Below are 19,869 nucleotides of genomic sequence, written 5' to 3'. Positions count from 1 at the left end.
TCTCGTTGTGTTTAGGTGTTGGTTCAGATTCGGGTCAGGGCAAGGCCAGCCCAGGTGGCGAGCAGCCCGCCCAGCACGCTGGCGGCGGCATAGCCGAAGGCCAGGGGCGCCTGTCCGCTTTCGAGCAGGCGCACCGTATCCAGTGAAAAGGATGAAAAGGTGGTCAACCCGCCGACGAAGCCGACAATCAGCCCCGCACGTACCTCGATCGGCACGCCGGGCTTGTTGAGAAACAGGCCGTACAGCACACCAATGATCAGGCAGCCCACCAGATTGACCGCAAGCGTAGCGAGATAGAAGTGCCGTGGCCAGTGGGCATTGACCCAGTTGCCCGCCGCAAAGCGAAGCAAGGTGCCAGCAATACCTGCGGCGCTCACCGAAGCGATCAGGGCAATCACGTTTTTCTCCGTTGACGGGGGCTGTTGCGGTCCAGTTCGGCAAGGTGGCGCAGTTTCTCGCCAATCTTCAATTCCAGGCCACGTGGCACTGGCTGGTAATAGGGGCGTGGCTCGAGCTCGTCGGGGAAGTAATCTTCGCCTGCTGCGTAGGCATCCGGCTCGTCGTGGGCGTAGCGGTACTCATCGCCATAGCCCAGTTGCTTCATCAGCTTGGTCGGTGCGTTGCGCAGGTGCAGTGGCACTTCGAGCGAGCCATGCTCGGCGGCCTCGCGCAAGGCGGTCTTGAAGCCCATGTAGACGGCGTTGCTCTTGGGTGCGCAGGCAAGGTAAGTGATGGCCTGAGCCACCGCCAGCTCGCCCTCGGGGCTGCCCAGGCGTTCCTGGACATCCCAGGCTGCCAGACACAGGCTCAGTGCGCGGGGGTCGGCGTTACCGATGTCCTCGCTGGCCATGCGCACCACGCGACGGGCGATGTACAAGGGATCGCAACCGCCATCGAGCATGCGCGCGAACCAGTACAGCGCACCGTCAGGATTGGAGCCGCGCACCGACTTGTGCAGCGCTGATATCTGGTCATAGAACGCCTCGCCACCCTTGTCGAAGCGGCGGCGGCTGTCGCCAAGCAGGCTTTGCAGCATCTGCACGTCGATTTCGCTGCCATCCTCGGCAAGGTCGGAAGCGTTCTCGAGGAAGTTGAGCATGCGTCGACCATCACCATCGGCGGCAGCCATGAGCATTTTGAACGCCTCATCGCCGACCCGCAGGTTGCGCTTGCCCAGCCCACGTTCTTCGGTCAGCGCACGGTTGACCAACTTGCGCAGGGCCGCTTCGTCCAGGCTCTTGAGCACATAGACCCGAGCCCGCGACAGCAAGGCGTTGTTCAGTTCGAACGAAGGGTTTTCGGTGGTGGCGCCGATGAACAGCAAGGTGCCGTCTTCGACGTAGGGTAGGAAGGCATCCTGCTGGGACTTGTTGAAGCGGTGCACTTCATCTACGAACAGGATGGTACGCCGACCATACTGGCCGGCCTGCTGCTTGGCCACCTCGACGGCCTGGCGGATTTCCTTGACCCCCGCCAGCACCGCCGAGACCGTCTCGAAATGTGCATCGCAAAACTGCGCAAGCAGCCGGGCCAGCGTCGTTTTGCCAACCCCCGGCGGCCCCCAGAAGATCATCGAGTGCAGCGCACCCTGCTCCAGCGCTTCACGCAGCGGCTTGCCGCGCGCCAGCAGATGCTCCTGGCCCACGTACTCGTCCAGGTTGGACGGACGCAGGCGAGCAGCCAGGGGCTGGGCAACGGGTTCGCTTCGAAACAGGTCCATGATGCCTCGCGTTACTCCTGGATGACGTCGGCGCCTTCCGGGATCTTGAACTGGAACGTGCTCGCCGGGACAGCCTGGTTGGCCTTGACCCCGTTGAACAGGATGTTGGTGCGCTGACCGACGCTGTCGATCAGTTGCATGTCATTGATCAGCCCTTTGCGGAACGAGATGCGCAGGGAGTCGAACAGCGTGTCCTTGGTCTTGGGCTTGAGGGTGAAGTCCATGACCTCCCCCTGCTCCTTCGACGCGATGTCGAAGCTCTGGCTGATCTTGGACACATCGCCGGACAGCAGCAGCGCCGGGGTCTGGCTCAAACGCACGTCAAGCTTCTTGACCGTGGCTTGTTCCAGGTCCGGGTCCCACAGGGTGACTTTTTGCCCATCGGACACCACCACCTGCTCCTGCGGAGCATCGGTGTGCCAGTAGAACAGCCCCGGACGCTTGACCGTCATCTTGCCGGTCGTTTCCTGCAAGCTGGTGCCGCTGGCATCCAGGGTCAGCTGGGAGAAGTTGGCCTCGATGGTCTGGGACTTTTCCAGCAATTGGGTCAGGCGCTGTACATCTTGCTCACCGGCATAAGCCGTAACCGAGCCCAGGGTCAGGGCAGAAACCAACAGCATGCGAATCGCGCGCATGGGAATCCTCATTGAGCAGTGAATAGGCCGAACGCCGTAGTTGGCGCCCGGCAAAGTGATCATCAATCGCGCGGGCCACCCGGGGCAATCACTTCCCGCGAGCCGTTGCTGTTCATCGGGGTGACTACGCCGGCCATCTCCATCGCCTCGATCATCCGCGCGGCACGGTTGTAGCCGATCTTGAGCTTGCGCTGTACCGCGGAGATCGACGCCCGGCGGCTCTCGAGCACGAACTGCACCGCTTCGTCGTACAGGGCGTCGGTTTCCGCATCGTCACCATCGCCACCACCGCCGCCACCTTCGAAGCCGCTGCCGGCCTCTTCGACACCGTTGAGGATGTCGTCGTTGTAGTCCGGTGCGCCACGCAGCTTCCACGCCTCGACCACGCGATGCACTTCATCGTCGGACACGAAGGCACCATGAACACGGATCGGTAGGCTGGTACCCGGCGGCATGTAGAGCATGTCACCATGACCGAGCAGCTGCTCGGCACCGCCCTGGTCGATGATGGTCCGCGAGTCGATCTTGCTCGACACCTGGAACGCCATGCGGGTCGGGATGTTGGCCTTGATCAGGCCGGTGATCACATCGACCGACGGACGCTGGGTGGCGAGGATCAGGTGGATACCGGCCGCCCGCGCCTTCTGGGCGATACGCGCGATCAGCTCTTCGACCTTCTTGCCGACGATCATCATCATGTCGGCGAATTCATCGACAACCACCACGATGGTCGGCAGGGTCTTGAGCGTCGGCGGCTCGTCTTCCATGCTCTCGCGACGGTACAGCGGATCGTGGATGACCTCACCCGCTTCCTGGGCGTCCTTGATCTTGCGGTTGAAGCCCGCCAGGTTACGCACGCCCATGGCAGCCATCAGCTTGTAGCGGCGCTCCATCTCGGCGACGCTCCAGCGCAGGGCGTTGGCGGCGTCCTTCATGTCGGTGACCACCGGGCACAGCAGGTGCGGAATGCCTTCGTAGATCGACAGTTCGAGCATCTTCGGGTCGATCATGATCAGCCGCGCATCTTCAGGGCCGGACTTGAACAGGATCGAAAGGATCATCGCGTTCACACCCACCGATTTACCGGAACCAGTGGTACCGGCCACCAGCAAGTGCGGCATCTTGGCAAGGTCGGTGATCACTGGCTTGCCGCCGATGTCATGACCCAGCGCGAGGGTGACCGGCGACTTCTGCTCGTCGTACTGCGGGGTCGACAGCACTTCGGAGAAGCGCACCATCTGGCGGTTCTCGTTGGGGATTTCGATACCCACGGTTGTCTTGCCGGGGATCACCTCGACCACCCGCACGCTGGTCACTGCCAGCGAACGCGCCAGGTCCTTCGCCAGGTTGGCGATGCGGCTGACCTTGACACCTGCAGCCGGCTGGATTTCGTAACGGGTAATCACCGGGCCCGGATGGATGGAGTCCACCGACACCTCGACACCGAACTCCTTCAGCTTGATTTCCAGCAGGTGACCGACGCCAGCCAGCGACTCGGGCGAATACTCGATCTTCTTCTGCTCGGCCGGGTCGAGAATGGAGATCGACGGCAGCGTGCCTTCGACGGCGCTATCGACGAACAGCGGCGCCTGCTTCTCCTTCATCACCCGCTTGCTCGGTTCGGGGGCCTTGGGCGGCGGCGTGGGTATGTTGATCACCGGGGCCGGCTGTTGCTCGCGCTGGGCCACGTGCTTGGTCAGTGCATCGTCGCGCTCGATGATGCGCTCGCGGGCCTTGATCTGCTCGCGTTTGTCCGCGACCACAGGAGCAACCACCTCATCGACCTGGTCATCTACCTCGCGCAGTTGCGCCACCAGGCGCTTGCGCTCGTTGCGCGCCTCCCACCAGCGAGTGGCTGCGCCCTGCACCAGTTCGAACAGATCGAGGGTGATCTTGCCGGTGACATCCATCACCTTGAACCAGGACAGATCGGTGAACACGGTCAGGCCGAACAGGAACAGGGCGATGAACATCAGCGTGCTGCCCTGCACATTCAGCAGGTTGCGCGCCAGGTCACCCAGGCTTTCACCCAGGGCACCGCCTGCGGAGAACGGCATGCTCGCAGTAGGGTGGAAATGGATATGCGCCAGCGCCGCGCCCGACAGCACCAGGAACACCAGGCCGATCAAGCGCCAGGAGAACAGCCAGCCGCTCCATTGCCAGGGCTGATGGCGCTCGCGGAAGATCTGCCAGGTCTTGATTGCCAGCAGCAACGGGAAAATGTAGGCGAAGTAGCCGAGCACCATGAACAGGATGTCGGCGAAGAAGGCTCCGGCGCGCCCGGCAGCATTCTGCACCTGATCGACGTTGCTGGTGTGGCTGAAGCTCGGATCGGACGTGTCGTAGGTCAGCAGCGCCATCCACAGGTACAGGCACAGGGCACCGACGGCGATCAGCGCGCCTTCCTTGAGGCGATAATGCAACTGCTGGCGCCACAATGGCACGGGCAAAGGGGTCGGGGTTGCGGTGGATTTCTTCAAAACGCGTCTATTCCTGCGCTCGCTGCGCGTTAAATAGTGATCGAGCCGATGACTGGCCGACGAACCACTACTTTTATCATTACTGCCCGCCTGCCGCCATGGCGGCACGCCGCATGGCGCATGAACGGAGGGCCGATTTCCATGGGTGCAATTTGAGCATGCATTTTGTTCTGTGACAAAGGCTTATGCTGTATTTTTGCACAGGTATGACAGCAAATGTCCGGGTTGGTGCCGGATGGCTCATTAATGCGTAGGAAACCGCCGTATACGCTGTGCCAAAACCACCCATGGCGGGCAGGAACCAATCCCATTCGCTGGCAGCCCCTCAGGCAGCACAAGGCCAGACGTTGACCACGTTTCTTTCAGCCGCCATGCTGCCCTCTCCCCTCCCCTACCGCCGAAAGACCATGCTCACCTGGCTGACCCGCGACTCGCTGACCTTCCCGCCCCTGGAAAAAGCCCTGAACGAGCCCAACGGCCTGCTCGCCGCCGGTGGCGACCTGACGCCAGAGCGCCTGATCCAGGCCTATCGTCATGGCTGCTTTCCCTGGTACCAGGACGGCCAACCCATCCTCTGGTGGTCACCGGACCCGCGCACCGTACTCTTCCCGGACGAGTTGCACGTTTCGCGCTCACTGGCCAAGCTCCTGCGCCAGGGTCGCTATCAGGTCAGCTTCGACAGCGACTTCGAACGGGTCATCGCCGCTTGCGCCGCTCCGCGCGACTACGCCGACGGCACCTGGATCACCGACAGCATGCAGGCCGCGTACTGTGAACTGCATCGACGCGGCATCGCCCATTCGGTGGAGGTGCGCCAGGATGGCGAGCTGGTCGGCGGCCTGTATGGCTTGGCCATGGGCCAGCTGTTCTTCGGAGAGTCCATGTTCAGCCGTGCCGACAACGCTTCGAAGGTCGGCTTCGCGACCCTGGTCGAGCACCTGCGCCAGGCCGGCTTTGCCCTGATCGACTGCCAGATGCCGACCAATCATTTGCACAGCCTCGGTGCTCGCGCCATCAGCCGCGCCGAGTTCGCCCGTTATCTCGCGCGCCACCTCGACCAGCCCAGCAAGGCAACCTGGGTTCGCTAGGCGAGTTCCCATTGCTGGCATACACTTAAGACAACGTCTTGCCGAGGGGTCGATCATGACAGAGTTGGCGCGGTTGAAGTTCTATGCCACTCAACCTCACTCCTGCAGCTATCTGCCGGAGGAGCAGGCGACCACGCTGTTCCTGGACCCCAGCCAGCCGATGGACGTCCATGTGTACGCCGACCTTTCTGAAATGGGTTTTCGTCGCAGCGGCGATCATCTCTATCGCCCGCACTGCCAGAATTGCAATGCCTGCGTGCCGGCGCGCATCCCCGCGGCACGCTTCATCCCCAACCGCCAGCAGCGGCGCATCCTCAAACGCAACGCCGACGTCACCGTCACCGCTGCGCGCCCAGCGTTCAAGGAAGAGTACTTCGACCTGTATCGACGCTACATCGAACAGCGCCATTCGGACGGCGACATGTACCCGCCCAGCCGCGACCAGTTCTCCACCTTCCTGGTACGCGACCTGCCATTCTGCTGGTTCTACGAGTTCCGCCTCGAAGGCCGCCTGCTGGCGATCGCCGTGTGCGACCTGCTGCCCAACGGTCTTTCGGCGGTCTACACCTTCTACGAGCCCGATGAAGAACGTCGCAGCCTGGGGCGCTTTGCCATTCTCTGGCAGATCACCGAAGCGCTGCGGCAGAATCTCGAGGCTGTCTACCTGGGTTACTGGATCAAGAACTGCAAGAAGATGAACTACAAGACCCAGTATCGCCCCATCGAATTGCTGATCAACCAGCGCTGGGTCAGTCTCAACTGAAAGCATTGGCTTGAAACACAGTTTTCGGGCATAATCCACGCCACTTTTTTGCCCGGTGCAGTCGTGCGTCGGGCCATCACTGGATACCGAGGGCTTTACTGCATGTCGAAAGAAGACAGCTTCGAAATGGAAGGCACTGTCGTCGACACCCTGCCCAACACCATGTTCCGCGTGGAGTTGGAAAACGGGCACGTCGTTACCGCGCACATCTCCGGCAAGATGCGCAAGAACTACATCCGTATTCTCACTGGCGACAAGGTTCGCGTCGAACTGACGCCATACGACCTGAGCAAGGGCCGCATCACCTACCGCGCCCGCTAAGCTCCAGCCATGAAAAAGCCCGGCCTATGTGCCGGGCTTTTTTGTATCTGCTTGAATGTAGACCGGCTGTGCCTGTGATCGCGACCAAAGCCGCTCCCACAGGCACAGCGCGACACCGCTGTTACGCAACCTCGGCCGTGGTCTCGAAATCGAAGACCAGCTCACCGTCACGCAACTCGACATGCACCACGCCACCGTGCTCGGACAGCTCGCCGAACAGGATCTCCTCGGCCAGCGGCCGCTTGATCTTGTCCTGGATGAGGCGTGCCATCGGCCGTGCGCCCATCTGCACGTCGTAGCCCTTGACTGCCAGCCAGCCGCGCGCCTCGTCGCTGACCTCCAGCAACACGCGCTTGTCTTCCAGCTGGGCCTGCAGCTCGATGAGGAACTTGTCGACGATACTCTTGATCGTCTCGTGGCTCAGGCGGCCGAACTGGATGATGGTGTCCAGGCGGTTGCGGAACTCCGGCGTGAAGCTCTTGCGGATGACCTCCATGGCATCGGACGTATGATCCTGCTGGGTGAAGCCGATCGAGGCACGCGCCGCGGTTTCGGCACCCGCGTTGGTGGTCATGATCAGGATCACGTTGCGGAAGTCGGCCTTGCGCCCGTTGTTATCGGTCAGCGTCCCGTGGTCCATCACCTGCAGCAGCAGATTGAAGACTTCAGGATGGGCCTTCTCGATCTCATCGAGCAGCAGCACACAGTGCGGTTGCTTGGTGATCGCCTCGGTCAGCAGACCGCCCTGGTCGAAACCGACATAGCCGGGCGGCGCACCGATCAGGCGCGACACGGTATGCCGCTCCATGTACTCGGACATGTCGAAGCGCACAAGCTCCACCCCAAGCGCCTTGGCCAACTGACGGGCAGCCTCGGTCTTGCCGACACCGGTAGGCCCTGCGAACAGGAACGAGCCGACCGGCTTGTCCGGCGCCTTCAGGCCTGCACGCGACAGCTTGATGGCGGTGGACAGCGAGTCGATCGCCGCATCCTGACCGAACACGGTCAGCTTGAGATCACGCTCCAGGTTACGCAGCAGCTCCTTGTCGGAACTGGTGACGTGCTTCGGCGGAATCCGCGCGATCTTGGCGACGATGTCCTCGACCTGCGGCACCTCGATGCGCTTGACCCGGCTGGCTTCCGGCTGCAGGCGCTGGTATGCACCCGCTTCATCGATCACGTCGATGGCCTTGTCCGGCATGTGGCGGTCATTGATGTAGCGAGCAGCCAGTTCTGCAGCCGCGCGCAGCGCCTCATCGCTGTACTCAATGTTGTGGTGGCTTTCGAAACGCCCCTTCAGGCCACGCAGGATACCGACGGTATCTTCCACCGACGGCTCGCTGACATCGACCTTCTGGAAACGCCGCGCCAGGGCACGGTCCTTCTCGAAGATGCCACGGAATTCCTGGAAGGTGGTCGAGCCGATGCAGCGGATATCCCCGGAGGACAGCAACGGCTTGAGCAGGTTGGACGCATCCATCACCCCACCGGATGCCGCACCGGCACCAATGATGGTGTGAATCTCGTCGATGAACAGGATTGCCTGCGGACGCTTGCGCAGCTCACCGAGCAGCGCCTTGAAGCGCTTCTCGAAATCGCCGCGGTATTTGGTGCCGGCCAGCAGCGCACCCAGGTCGAGCGAGTAGACCACGCTCTGCGCCAACAGGTCCGGCACCTGGCCATCGACGATACGCTTGGCCAGGCCTTCGGCGATGGCAGTCTTGCCGACGCCCGCCTCCCCGACCAGCAGCGGGTTGTTCTTGCGGCGACGGGCCAGGATCTGCGCGACGCGCTCGACCTCCTGCTCACGCCCCACCAGCGGATCGATACGACCGGCACGGGCCAGTTCGTTGAGGTTGCTGGCATAGGCGTCCAGCGGGTTGCTTGACGAAGACGCCTCGCCCCCCTCCTCATCCTGCATTTCCTGGTCGCTGTCGGCATGCGGACCGTGCCCCGGCACCTTGGAGATGCCATGGGCGATGTAGTTGACCACATCGATGCGCGCCACGCTCTGCTGCTTGAGCAGGAACACGGCCTGGCTTTCCTGTTCGCTGAAGATCGCTACCAGCACGTTGGCACCGGTCACTTCACGCTTGCCGGAGCTTTGCACGTGGAAAACGGCGCGCTGCAGCACACGCTGGAAACCGAGCGTAGGCTGGGTTTCGCGGTCCTCGTCGTGGACGGGAATCAGTGGCGTGGTCGAATCGATGAACTCCTGCAGGTCATGCTTGAGCTTGTCGAGATTGGCGCCACAGGCGCGCAGAACGGTCGCGGCGGCCTCATTGTCAAGGAGTGCCAGCAACAGGTGTTCGACGGTCATGAATTCATGACGCTTCGAACGGGCCTCCTTGAAGGCCAGATTGAGGGTGACTTCGAGCTCGCGGTTTAACATAGCTTCACCTCATACCCAAGTGGTCGGCGATTAACCGTCCTTCTCGATTTCACAGAGTAGCGGATGCTGGCTTTCTCTTGCGTATTGATTGACCTGCATGGCCTTGGTCTCGGCGATGTCGCGGGTAAACAATCCGCACACTGCCCGGCCCTCGGTATGGACGGTCAGCATGATCTTGGTCGCCAGCTCGCGGTTCAGACTGAAGAACGTCTCGAGCACTTCGACGACGAAATCCATCGGCGTGTAGTCATCATTGAACAAAACCACCTTGTACATCGGTGGCGCCTGCAGGATCGGCTTGGCTTCCTGCACTGCCAGACCTGCACCGTCGTCCTCATCGGACTTCGGATGATCCTGATTGAATGTTAGTCGAATCTGCCTGAGTGCATGCATGGAAAGAATTTCATCATATCGACAGGTTAGGGTAATGGATTGACCGCGCAGTCACCGCAGGAGCGGCCGCCGCATGACCTTGACTATCGGCAAAACGGTGTTACAACCAATAAGAACCCACCGTGGTCTATAAAGATCCGCGCAGTCAACCAGATTTTTCGCACGGTTCGTATGCGGATGAAGTGGATGATACTCCAGTGATGGAGTCCTTTGCAGAGGGACATAGGGATGGCAAGCGGTAAAGTCAAGTGGTTCAACAATGCCAAGGGCTATGGGTTCATCAACGAAGAGGGCAAGACAGACGACCTGTTCGCCCACTATTCGGCGATCCAGATGGACGGCTACAAGACATTGAAGGCCGGCCAGACAGTCTCCTTCGACATCGTCCAAGGCCCCAAGGGACTGCACGCGGTCAATATCTCCAGCCCCAGCACCACGGTAGGCACCTCGCAGGCGAACACGGCTGCCGAGGCCTGACTCCAACTCCTGTCCTATACGAAAAAACCGGCCGCCTCTTTAATATGAAGAGACGGCCGGTTTTTTTGTTACCTCACATGTGCTTGATCATCTCATCGCCGAAGCCCGAGCTGCTCACCAGCCTGGCGCCGTCCATCAGGCGCTCGAAGTCGTAGGTCACGGTCTTGGCGGCGATCGCGCCGTTGGTACCCTTGATGATCAGGTCGGCCGCTTCGGTCCAGCCCATGTGCCGCAACATCATTTCGGCAGACAGGATCACCGACCCCGGATTGACCTTGTCCTGCCCGGCATACTTGGGCGCAGTGCCATGGGTCGCCTCGAACATGGCCACGGTATCGGAAAGGTTGGCGCCCGGCGCAATACCGATACCGCCCACCTCCGCCGCCAGCGCGTCGGACAGGTAGTCGCCATTGAGGTTGAGCGTGGCAATCACGTCATACTCGGCCGGACGCAGCAGGATCTGCTGGAGCATGGCGTCGGCAATGGCGTCCTTGACGATGACTTCGCGGCCCGATTTCGGATTGCGGAACTTCATCCACGGGCCGCCATCGAGCAGCTCGGCGCCGAATTCGTCTTTCGCCACTTCGTAACCCCAGTCCTTGAAAGCACCCTCGGTGAATTTCATGATGTTGCCCTTGTGCACCAAGGTCAGCGACTCGCGATCGTTATCCACCACATACTGCAGGGCCTTGCGCACCAGGCGCTTGGTGCCCTCGCGCGAGACCGGCTTGACCCCGATGCCGCAGTCCTGGTCGAACCGGATCTTGGTGACGCCCATTTCCTCCTTCAGGAACTTGATCACCTTGTTGGCCTCGGGCGAGCCAGCCTTCCACTCGATACCGGCGTAGATATCCTCGGAGTTCTCGCGGAAGATCACCATGTCGACATCGCCAGGCTTCTTCACCGGGCTGGGCACGCCCTGGAACCACAATACCGGGCGCAGGCAGACGTACAGGTCGAGCTGCTGGCGCAGGGCGACGTTCAGCGAGCGGATACCGCCACCCACCGGCGTGGTGAGCGGGCCCTTGATCGACACCACGTAGTCGCGCACCGCATCGAGGGTCTCCTGGGGCAGCCAGGTATCCTGGTCATAGACCTGCGTGGCCTTCTCGCCGGCGTACACCTCCATCCAGGCAATCTTGCGCTTGCCGCCGTAGGCCTTCTGCACGGCGGCATCCACCACCTTGATCATGACCGGAGAGACATCGACACCGATGCCATCGCCCTCGATGTAGGGGATGATCGGGTTGTCGGGAACGTTGAGCGAATGGTCTGCATTGACGGTGATCTTGGCGCCATCCGTCGGAACCTTGATTTTCTGGTATCCCATGCTTGCACTACTCCGCTGTCGGGGGTGGTTGGACATCATGCGATCCAATGAGCCTAAACCACATCCGCCGACCTGCAAGCCGGACAGCCCCGGCACCCTGCGGCATCACGCCACATTGCCCGTACATCTTTGGTCTTATAAAGGCGTCGATATCACTTCGCCTTGCTGATTAGCCCAAAGGGTTTGATATACTCCGGCCCTGACCGCAGGGTCATCGGGGCGAACCCTTGGAAAATGCGGCTCGCCCTCGGCCAGGAAAGGCCAGAAAGCCTGGGCTGTTACCGCATCCCAGCATTTGACGCTCGACTGATGCATCCACCATCACCGCTCGCAGCCTCTCGACCATCCGCTCATGGCGTCGCCAGGGCGAAGCGCCTACCCTGCGCACCTCGAGACTCGAGTACGCTCAGCACATAGAGAGTTAACCCGCATGCCCACCCGTTCCAAGATCATCTACACCTTCACCGACGAAGCCCCCGCCCTCGCCACCTACTCGCTGCTGCCGATCATCGAAGCCTTCACCGCTTCGGCTGACATCGCCGTCGAAACCCGCGACATTTCCCTGGCTGGCCGTATCCTCGCGGCGTTCCCGGAACAACTGGGCGCAGAGAAGCAGGTAGGCGATCACCTGGCGGAACTGGGCCAGCTGGCCACCACCCCTGAAGCCAACATCATCAAGCTGCCGAACATCTCCGCTTCGGTTCCACAGCTGAAGGCGGCGATCAAGGAACTTCAGGCCAAGGGCTTCAACATCCCCGACTACGCCGACGAGCCGGCCAGCGCCGAAGAGAAAGAGTCCCGCGCGCGCTACGACCGCATCAAGGGCAGCGCCGTGAACCCGGTACTGCGCGAAGGCAACTCCGACCGTCGTGCACCGCTGTCGGTCAAGAACTACGCTCGCAAGCACCCGCACAAGATGGGTGCCTGGGCCGCCGACTCCAAGTCGCACGTTGCCCACATGACCCAAGGCGACTTCTACGGCAGCGAGAAAGCCGCGCTGATCGAGGCTGACGACAGCCTGCGCATCGAACTGGTCGGCAAGGACGGTTCCACCAGCGTCCTGAAAGAGAAAACCGCCGTCAAGGCCGCCGAAGTCATCGACTGCGCCACCCTGAGCCGCAAGGCCCTGAAAGCCTTCATCGCCGAGCAGATCGCCGATGCCAAGGCTTCTGGCGTACTGCTGTCGGTACACCTGAAAGCCACCATGATGAAGGTTTCCGACCCGATCATGTTCGGCGTCATCGTCGAAGAGTTCTACAACGACGTGCTGACCAAGCACGCGGCTGCGCTGGCCGAAGTGGGCTTCAACGCCAACAACGGCATCGGCGACCTGTACGCCCGCATCAAGGACCTGCCAGCCGACAAGCAGGCCGAGATCGAAGCCGACATCCAGGCCCTGTACGCCGTTCGCCCGGCCCTGGCCATGGTCAACTCCGACAAGGGCATCACCAACCTGCACGTACCGAGCGACGTCATCGTCGACGCTTCGATGCCAGCGATGATCCGCGACTCGGGCAAGATGTGGAACGCCGCAGGCGAGCTGCAAGACGCCAAGGCGATCATTCCGGACCGCTGCTACGCCGGCATCTACCAGGCCACCATCGAAGACTGCAAGAAAAACGGCGCCTTCGATCCGACCACCATGGGCAGCGTACCGAACGTTGGCCTGATGGCGCAGAAAGCCGAAGAGTACGGTTCCCACGACAAGACCTTCCAGATCAAGACCGACGGCGTCGTACGCGTGGTCGATGGCAAGGGCAACGTCGTTCTGGAGCAGAACGTCGAAGCCGGTGACATCTTCCGCATGTGCCAGACCAAGGACGCACCGATCCAGGATTGGGTGAAACTGGCTGTCAACCGCGCCCGCCTGAGCAACACCCCTGCGGTGTTCTGGCTGGACCCGGCTCGCGCCCATGACGGCGTGATGATCGAGAAGGTACAGAAGTACCTGAAGGATCACGACACCACTGGCCTGGACATCCGCGTCCTGGCACCGGTCGACGCCATCAAGTTCTCCCTGGCTCGCATCCGCGAAGGCAAGGACACCATCTCGGTGACCGGCAACGTGCTGCGCGACTACCTGACCGACCTGTTCCCGATCATGGAACTGGGCACCAGCGCCAAAATGCTGTCGATCGTGCCACTGATGAACGGTGGCGGCCTGTTCGAGACCGGCGCCGGCGGTTCGGCACCCAAGCACGTGCAGCAGCTGGTCGAAGAGAACTTCCTGCGTTGGGATTCGCTGGGTGAATTCCTGGCCCTGGCTGCCTCCCTCGAGCACCTGGGCAACACCTACGACAACCCACGTGCCAAAGTACTGGCCAACACCCTGGACCAGGCCACTGGCAAGTTCCTCGACACCAACAAGTCGCCTTCGCGCAAGGTCGGCGGTATCGACAACCGCGGCAGCCACTTCTACCTGACCCTGTACTGGGCCCAGGCCCTGGCTGCCCAGAGCGACGACGCTGCCCTGCAGGCACGCTTCGCCCCACTGGCCAAGACCCTGACCGAGAACGAAGCGACCATCGTCGCCGAGCTCAACGCCGTCCAGGGCAAGCCGGCCGACATCGGTGGCTACTACGCGCCTGATGCCGAGCTGACCGCCAAGGTGATGCGCCCAAGCCAGACCCTGAACAGCGCCATCGCCGCCCTGTAAGGTTCGCTTGAAGTAACAGCACAAACCCCGGCCACGCACCGGGGTTTGTGCTTTCTGGATAAATGATATCTAGCGGCCAATGCGAACCCTTAGGGAGCTGTTCATGACCTGGCAACCCCACATCACCGTCGCCACCATCGTCGAACACGAGGGCAAATTCCTCTTCGTCGAGGAGTTCAAGGCTGGCAAGCACGTCTTCAACCAACCCGCCGGCCACCTCGAAGCCAACGAAACCCTGCCCCAGGCCGCCCTGCGCGAAACCCTCGAGGAAACCGCCTGGGAGGTCGAATTGACCGGCGTGGTCGGTATCTACCTCTACACCGCGCCGAGCAACGGCGTGACATACCAGCGTATCTGCTTCGCCGCCCGCCCCCTGCGCCACCACCCCGAGCGAGTCCTGGACAGCGACATCACCCGCGCCCTGTGGCTGACCCGCGACGAACTCCTGGCCGACCCCACGCGCTGGCGCAGCGAGTTGGTGCCACGCTGCCTCGACGACTATCTCGCAGGCCCGCTGCACAGCCTCTCGCTGCTGCGCGACTGACGCGGATGCGCCGTCCTGATAGAATCGGAATTTTTCCCCCAGATACACATCGGTAGCCATGACCAGCCCAACACCCAAAGACCCTTCCAGGACCCGCGTCATCGTCGGCATGTCCGGCGGCGTGGACTCTTCCGTCTCCGCCCTTCTGCTCATGGAGCAGGGCTACCAGGTGGAAGGTCTGTTCATGAAAAACTGGGAGGAGGATGACGGCACCGAGTACTGCACCGCCCGCGAAGACCTCGCCGACGCCCAGGCCGTGTGCGATCGCATCGGCATCAAGCTGCACACCGCCAACTTCGCCGCCGAATACTGGGACAACGTGTTCGAGCACTTTCTCGAAGAGTACAAGGCCGGCCGTACACCCAACCCGGACATCCTCTGCAACCGCGAAATCAAGTTCAAGGCCTTCCTTGACTACGCCCTGTCGCTGGGTGCCGACCTGATTGCCACCGGTCACTACGTGCGCCGCCGCGATACCGGCGAGCTGACAGAACTGCTCAAGGGCCTGGACCCGAACAAGGACCAGAGCTACTTCCTGCATGCCGTGGGCGGCGCGGAAATCGCCCGCACCCTGTTCCCCGTTGGCGAGCTGGAAAAGCCCGAAGTACGTGCCATCGCCGAAAAACACGGCCTGGCCACGGCGAAGAAAAAAGACTCCACCGGCATCTGCTTCATCGGCGAGCGTCGCTTCAGCGACTTCCTCAAGCAGTACCTGCCCGCCCAGCCTGGCGAGATCCAGACCACCGACGGCGAAGTGATCGGCCAGCACCACGGCCTGATGTACCACACCATCGGCCAGCGCCAGGGCCTGGGCATTGGCGGCCTGAAAGACGCCGGCGACGAGCCCTGGTACGTGCTGGAAAAAGACCTGGCGCGCAATGTGCTGGTGGTGGGCCAGGGCAACGAACACCCATGGCTGTTCTCCCGCGCCCTGCTCGCCTCGGACATCTTCTGGGTCAACCCGTTCGACCTGAGCAGCCCACGTCGACTCACTGCCAAGGTGCGCTACCGCCAGAGCGACCAGCACTGCACCCTGGAACGCACCGCGAACGGCTACCGCGCGGTGTTCGACGAACCGCAACGCGCCGTGACGCCGGGTCAATCGGTGGTGTTCTATGACGGCGAGGTATGCCTGGGCGGCGGCGTGATCGAGAGCGCCGAGCCTTGGAGCCCACGCGCATGAGCAATCTGCAGGAGCAACTGATCGCCCTTGGCGGCGTGTTCCAGGCTGCTGTGCTGGTCGATCGCATCGCCCGCACCGGGCAGGCCAGCGAAGCCAATATCGGCTGCATGCTCGGCAGCCTGCTGGTACGCGACCCGAACAGCACCCTGGAAGTGTTCGGCGGCGACGACCTGAACCTGCGTGACGGCTACCGCGCACTGGTCGGCGCCCTGGAGCGCGACCCCAGCAGCTTGCAACGCGAGCCGCTGCGCTACGCCCTTTCGATGCTGGGCCTTGAGCGTCAACTGGCCAAGCGTGGCGACCTGCTCGACACCATCGGCAACCGTCTGCCGCAGATCCAGTCGCAAGCCGATCATTTCGGCCTGGTTCACGAAAACGTCATCGCTTCCAGCGGAGCCTTGTACCAGGACACCCTGAGCACCCTGCGTCAGCGCATCCAGGTGCACGGCGACATGCGCTTCCTGCAGCAGGCCAGCAACGCCTCGAAGATCCGCGCCCTGCTGCTGGCGGGCATCCGCGCCGCACGCCTGTGGCGCCAGCTGGGCGGGCATCGCTGGCAGTTGGTGTTCAGCCGACGCAAGTTGCTCAATGAGCTGTACGACATGATGCGCGCGCCTTCCTGACCTGTAGGAGCGGGCTTGCGCGCGAATGCGATGCCGGACTCACCGCCGCATTCGCGGGCAAGCCCGCTCCTACAGGAACCGCGACACGCGTTTCGACGGCCGACCTTTGGTCAGCCAACCGACCCAGGCGCAATTTTCATGTATGATATGCGCCCTTCCAAAAGCCTGACTGTCCGAGAACACCCCATGCAGCTCTCTTCGCTCACTGCGGTTTCCCCTGTAGACGGCCGTTACGCCGGCAAAACCCAGGCCTTGCGCCCCATCTTCAGCGAATTCGGCCTGATCCGTTTCCGCGCCCTGGTCGAAGTACGCTGGCTGCAGCGTCTGGCCGCCCACCCGCAGATCGGCGAAGTGCCGGCGTTCTCCGCCGAAGCCAACGCTCTGCTGGACAGCCTGGCGACCGACTTCAAGCTCGAGCACGCCGAGCGTGTGAAAGAAATCGAGCGCACCACCAACCACGACGTCAAGGCGATCGAATACCTCCTCAAGGAGCAGGCCGCCAAGCTGCCTGAGCTGGCCAAGGTCAGCGAGTTCATCCACTTCGCCTGCACCAGCGAAGACATCAACAACCTGTCCCACGCCCTGATGCTGCGCGCCGGTCGTGACGAGGTGCTGCTGCCGCTGATGCGCCAGATCGCCGAGGCCATCCGCGCCCTGGCCCGCCAGCACGCCGACGTGCCGATGCTGTCGCGCACCCACGGCCAGCCGGCCTCGCCGACCACCCTGGGCAAAGAGCTGGCCAACGTCGTCTACCGCCTGGAGCGCCAGATCGCCCAGGTCGCCGCCGTGCCGCTGCTGGGCAAGATCAACGGCGCCGTGGGCAACTACAACGCCCACTTGTCGGCCTACTCGCAGATCGACTGGGAGCAGAACGCCCGCGCCTTCATCGAAGACGAACTGGGTCTGCAGTTCAACCCGTACACCACCCAGATCGAGCCGCACGACTACATCGCCGAGCTGTTCGATGCCATCGCTCGCTTCAACACCATCCTCATCGACTTCGACCGCGACGTCTGGGGCTACATCTCGCTGGGCTACTTCAAGCAGAAGACCGTCGCCGGCGAAATCGGCTCCTCGACCATGCCGCACAAGGTCAACCCGATCGACTTCGAAAACTCCGAAGGCAACCTCGGTATCGCCAACGCGCTGTTCCAGCACCTGGCCAGCAAGCTGCCGATCTCGCGCTGGCAGCGCGACCTGACCGACTCCACCGTGCTGCGCAACCTGGGCGTGGGCTTTGCCCATAGCGTCATCGCCTATGAAGCCAGCCTGAAGGGCATCGGCAAGCTGGAGGTCAACGAAGCGCGCATCGCCGCCGACCTCGACGCTTGCTGGGAAGTACTGGCCGAGCCGATCCAGACCGTCATGCGCCGCTTCAACATCGAGAACCCCTACGAGAAGCTCAAGGAGCTGACCCGTGGCAAGGGCATCACCCCTGAAGCGCTGCTGACCTTCATCGACGGCCTGGACATGCCGGCCGACGCCAAGGCCGAGCTCAAGCTGCTCACCCCGGCCACCTACATCGGCAACGCAGCCGCCCAGGCCAAACGCATCTGACCTGCGCCCTGCGTACAACGCCCGGCTCAGCCGGGCGTTTTTATTCCCGGACGAAAATTACGTTTTTTCAATAGGTTGAACATGAATCCTGATACTCCACTGCAGCTGCTTGGCGGCCTCACCGCTCGTGAATTCCTGCGCGACTACTGGCAGAAGAAGCCCCTGCTGGTGCGCCAGGCCTTCACCGACTTCGAAAGCCCGATCGATCCGGACGAGCTGGCCGGGCTGGCCCTTGAGGAAGAGGTCGAATCGCGCCTGGTGCTGGAGCACGGCGAACGCCCATGGGAGCTGCGCCGCGGCCCGTTCGAGGAAGACACCTTCGCCACCCTGCCCGAGCGTGACTGGACCCTGCTGGTCCAAGCCGTGGACCAGTTCGTTCCGGAGGTGGCCGAGCTGCTGGAGAACTTCCGCTTCCTGCCCAGCTGGCGTATCGACGATGTGATGATCAGCTTTGCCGCCCCCGGTGGCAGCGTCGGTCCGCACTTCGACAACTACGACGTATTCCTGCTGCAGGGCCATGGCAAGCGCAACTGGAAAGTCGGCCAGATGTGCAACAGCGACAGCCCGCTGATCGAACACGCCGACCTGCGCATCCTCGCCGATTTCGAGCAGAGCGACGAATGGACCCTTGAGCCGGGCGACATGCTCTACCTGCCGCCGCGCCTGGCCCACTACGGTGTGGCCGTGGACGACTGCCTGACCTACTCGGTCGGCTTCCGCGCCCCAAGCGCTGCCGAAGTGCTGACCCACTTCACCGACTTCCTCAGCCAGTTCCTGCCTGACGAAGAGCGCTACAGCGACGCCGACGCCCAACCTGTCAGCGACCCACACCAGATCCAGCACGACGCCCTCGACCGCCTCAAGGCCCTGTTGGCCGAGCACATGGGTGACGAGCGCCTGCTGCTGACCTGGTTCGGCCAGTTCATGACCGAGCCGCGCTACCCCGAGCAGGTGGCAGGCGAGGCGCTGAGCGAAGAAGAGCTGATCAATTATCTCGAACAGGGCGCGATCCTGGTGCGCAACCCGAGCGCACGCCTGGCCTGGTCGGAAGTCGACGACAACCTGCTGCTGTTCGCCAGCGGCCAGAGCCGCCTGCTGTCCGGTCATCTGCGTGCTCTTTTGCAACTGATTTGTTCAGCCGACGCCCTGCACAGCGAAAACCTTGTAGAGTGGCTGGAAGACGAAGAAGGCCTCACGCTTGTCTGCCAGTTGGTTCAACAAGGAAGCCTGGGATTTGCCAATGAATAAGATCCGCGTTCGCCTCGCCGACTGGCATAAAGACAACGCCGATATCCATCGTATCCGCAGCGCGGTATTCGTCGCCGAGCAGCACGTGCCGCCAGAGCTGGAGTTCGATGCCGAAGATCCGACCGCGGTCCATTTCCTGGCCATGGAAGGTGACTACCCGATCGGCACCGCGCGCCTGTTGCCAGACGGCACCATCGGTCGAGTGTCGGTGCTCAAGGACTGGCGTGGTCTGAAAGTCGGTGACGCGTTGATGAATGCGGTCATCATCGAAGCGCAGAACCGTGACCTCAAGCAGCAGATGCTCAGCGCCCAGGTACATGCCACACCCTTCTATGAGCGCCTGGGTTTCAAGGTGGTCAGCGAAGAGTTCCTCGAGGCCGGCATCCCGCACGTGGACATGGTCCGCGATTCGCGCGAGATCGCCTGATCGGAAGGGGCCGGCACTGCCGGCCCCTCCGT

18 protein-coding genes are annotated in these 19,869 nt (G+C 62.3%); 11 read left to right on the top strand and 7 right to left on the bottom strand.

What is annotated here, in order from left to right; translation table 11 throughout:
• Positions 1–23 precede the first annotated feature (23 nt).
• The 4 genes from crcB to ftsK form a co-directional block, all read right to left on the bottom strand.
• Positions 24–398: a fluoride efflux transporter CrcB gene (gene crcB, locus IAE40_RS19950; protein WP_054892326.1), complete on the bottom strand. Its 375-nt coding sequence runs from the start codon at positions 396–398 to the stop codon at positions 24–26.
• Positions 395–1,720 carry a replication-associated recombination protein A gene (locus tag IAE40_RS19945; RefSeq protein ID WP_054892327.1) on the bottom strand — a complete coding sequence of 442 codons (1,326 nt, stop codon included), beginning with the start codon at positions 1,718–1,720 and terminating at the stop codon, positions 395–397. Before IAE40_RS19945 ends, crcB begins: the two co-directional genes overlap by 4 nt.
• Before the next feature lie 11 nt (positions 1,721–1,731).
• On the bottom strand, positions 1,732–2,355 hold the full coding sequence (gene lolA / locus IAE40_RS19940; protein ID WP_065864365.1) for an outer membrane lipoprotein chaperone LolA: 624 nt from the start codon (positions 2,353–2,355) through the stop codon (positions 1,732–1,734).
• Between the two features lie 62 nt (positions 2,356–2,417).
• Positions 2,418–4,835, bottom strand: coding sequence for a DNA translocase FtsK (ftsK, locus tag IAE40_RS19935; RefSeq protein ID WP_200603737.1), 2,418 nt, complete (start codon positions 4,833–4,835; stop codon positions 2,418–2,420).
• Positions 4,836–5,242: 407 nt separating this feature from the next.
• Here ftsK and aat point away from each other — a divergent pair, with 407 nt between their 5' ends.
• From aat to infA, 3 genes are all read left to right on the top strand, one after another.
• Entirely contained in the window at positions 5,243–5,923 is a 681-nt protein-coding gene (gene aat / locus IAE40_RS19930) for a leucyl/phenylalanyl-tRNA--protein transferase (RefSeq protein ID WP_153773013.1), read from the top strand.
• Between the two features lie 55 nt (positions 5,924–5,978).
• Positions 5,979–6,686 (top strand): arginyltransferase, encoded by a 708-nt coding sequence (locus IAE40_RS19925; RefSeq protein ID WP_054892331.1) that lies wholly within the window; start codon positions 5,979–5,981, stop codon positions 6,684–6,686.
• A gap of 102 nt (positions 6,687–6,788) precedes the next feature.
• Positions 6,789–7,007: a translation initiation factor IF-1 gene (gene infA / locus IAE40_RS19920; RefSeq protein WP_002553999.1), complete on the top strand. Its 219-nt coding sequence runs from the start codon at positions 6,789–6,791 to the stop codon at positions 7,005–7,007.
• Between the two features lie 121 nt (positions 7,008–7,128).
• Here the strand turns inward: infA and clpA are convergent, their stop codons facing one another.
• Together clpA and clpS are read right to left on the bottom strand one after the other, a co-directional pair.
• Positions 7,129–9,399, bottom strand: coding sequence for an ATP-dependent Clp protease ATP-binding subunit ClpA (gene clpA / locus IAE40_RS19915; RefSeq protein ID WP_054892332.1), 2,271 nt, complete (start codon positions 9,397–9,399; stop codon positions 7,129–7,131).
• A 30-nt stretch (positions 9,400–9,429) separates the two neighbouring features.
• A complete protein-coding gene (clpS, locus tag IAE40_RS19910; RefSeq protein WP_054892333.1) occupies positions 9,430–9,792 on the bottom strand; it encodes an ATP-dependent Clp protease adapter ClpS in 363 nt (120 codons plus the stop codon).
• A gap of 228 nt (positions 9,793–10,020) precedes the next feature.
• Between clpS and cspD the strand changes: the two genes are divergently transcribed.
• Positions 10,021–10,269: a cold shock domain-containing protein CspD gene (cspD, locus tag IAE40_RS19905; protein ID WP_063544259.1), complete on the top strand. Its 249-nt coding sequence runs from the start codon at positions 10,021–10,023 to the stop codon at positions 10,267–10,269.
• A 73-nt stretch (positions 10,270–10,342) separates the two neighbouring features.
• Here the strand turns inward: cspD and icd are convergent, their stop codons facing one another.
• A complete protein-coding gene (icd, locus tag IAE40_RS19900; protein WP_054892335.1) occupies positions 10,343–11,599 on the bottom strand; it encodes an NADP-dependent isocitrate dehydrogenase in 1,257 nt (418 codons plus the stop codon).
• Positions 11,600–12,029: 430 nt separating this feature from the next.
• Here icd and IAE40_RS19895 point away from each other — a divergent pair, with 430 nt between their 5' ends.
• The 7 genes from IAE40_RS19895 to IAE40_RS19865 all read left to right on the top strand — a co-directional run bounded on the left by IAE40_RS19895 (position 12,030) and on the right by IAE40_RS19865 (position 19,837).
• Positions 12,030–14,255: an NADP-dependent isocitrate dehydrogenase gene (locus IAE40_RS19895; RefSeq protein WP_153773012.1), complete on the top strand. Its 2,226-nt coding sequence runs from the start codon at positions 12,030–12,032 to the stop codon at positions 14,253–14,255.
• Positions 14,256–14,358: 103 nt separating this feature from the next.
• On the top strand, positions 14,359–14,799 hold the full coding sequence (locus IAE40_RS19890) for an NUDIX hydrolase (RefSeq protein ID WP_153773011.1): 441 nt from the start codon (positions 14,359–14,361) through the stop codon (positions 14,797–14,799).
• Between the two features lie 58 nt (positions 14,800–14,857).
• Positions 14,858–15,982, top strand: coding sequence for a tRNA 2-thiouridine(34) synthase MnmA (gene mnmA, locus IAE40_RS19885; protein ID WP_153773010.1), 1,125 nt, complete (start codon positions 14,858–14,860; stop codon positions 15,980–15,982).
• Positions 15,979–16,605 (top strand): high frequency lysogenization protein HflD, encoded by a 627-nt coding sequence (gene hflD / locus IAE40_RS19880; protein WP_054892339.1) that lies wholly within the window; start codon positions 15,979–15,981, stop codon positions 16,603–16,605. The genes mnmA and hflD overlap by 4 nt, the downstream gene beginning before the upstream one ends.
• 186 nt (positions 16,606–16,791) lie before the next feature.
• Positions 16,792–18,162 (top strand): adenylosuccinate lyase, encoded by a 1,371-nt coding sequence (gene purB, locus IAE40_RS19875; protein WP_200603736.1) that lies wholly within the window; start codon positions 16,792–16,794, stop codon positions 18,160–18,162.
• An 81-nt stretch (positions 18,163–18,243) separates the two neighbouring features.
• A complete protein-coding gene (locus IAE40_RS19870; RefSeq protein ID WP_125930289.1) occupies positions 18,244–19,410 on the top strand; it encodes a ribosomal protein uL16 3-hydroxylase in 1,167 nt (388 codons plus the stop codon).
• The gene (locus IAE40_RS19865; RefSeq protein WP_054892342.1) at positions 19,403–19,837 is read left to right on the top strand and encodes a GNAT family N-acetyltransferase; all 435 of its coding nucleotides are present in this window, start codon (positions 19,403–19,405) and stop codon (positions 19,835–19,837) included. Before IAE40_RS19870 ends, IAE40_RS19865 begins: the two co-directional genes overlap by 8 nt.
• Positions 19,838–19,869: the final 32 nt, after the last annotated feature.

Source organism: Pseudomonas sp. S44, from assembly GCF_016624805.1.
Taxonomy (GTDB): domain Bacteria; phylum Pseudomonadota; class Gammaproteobacteria; order Pseudomonadales; family Pseudomonadaceae; genus Aquipseudomonas; species Aquipseudomonas machongensis.
The sequence above is the reverse complement of the archived record's forward strand: the minus strand, read 5'-3'. Positions and strand labels throughout refer to the sequence as shown.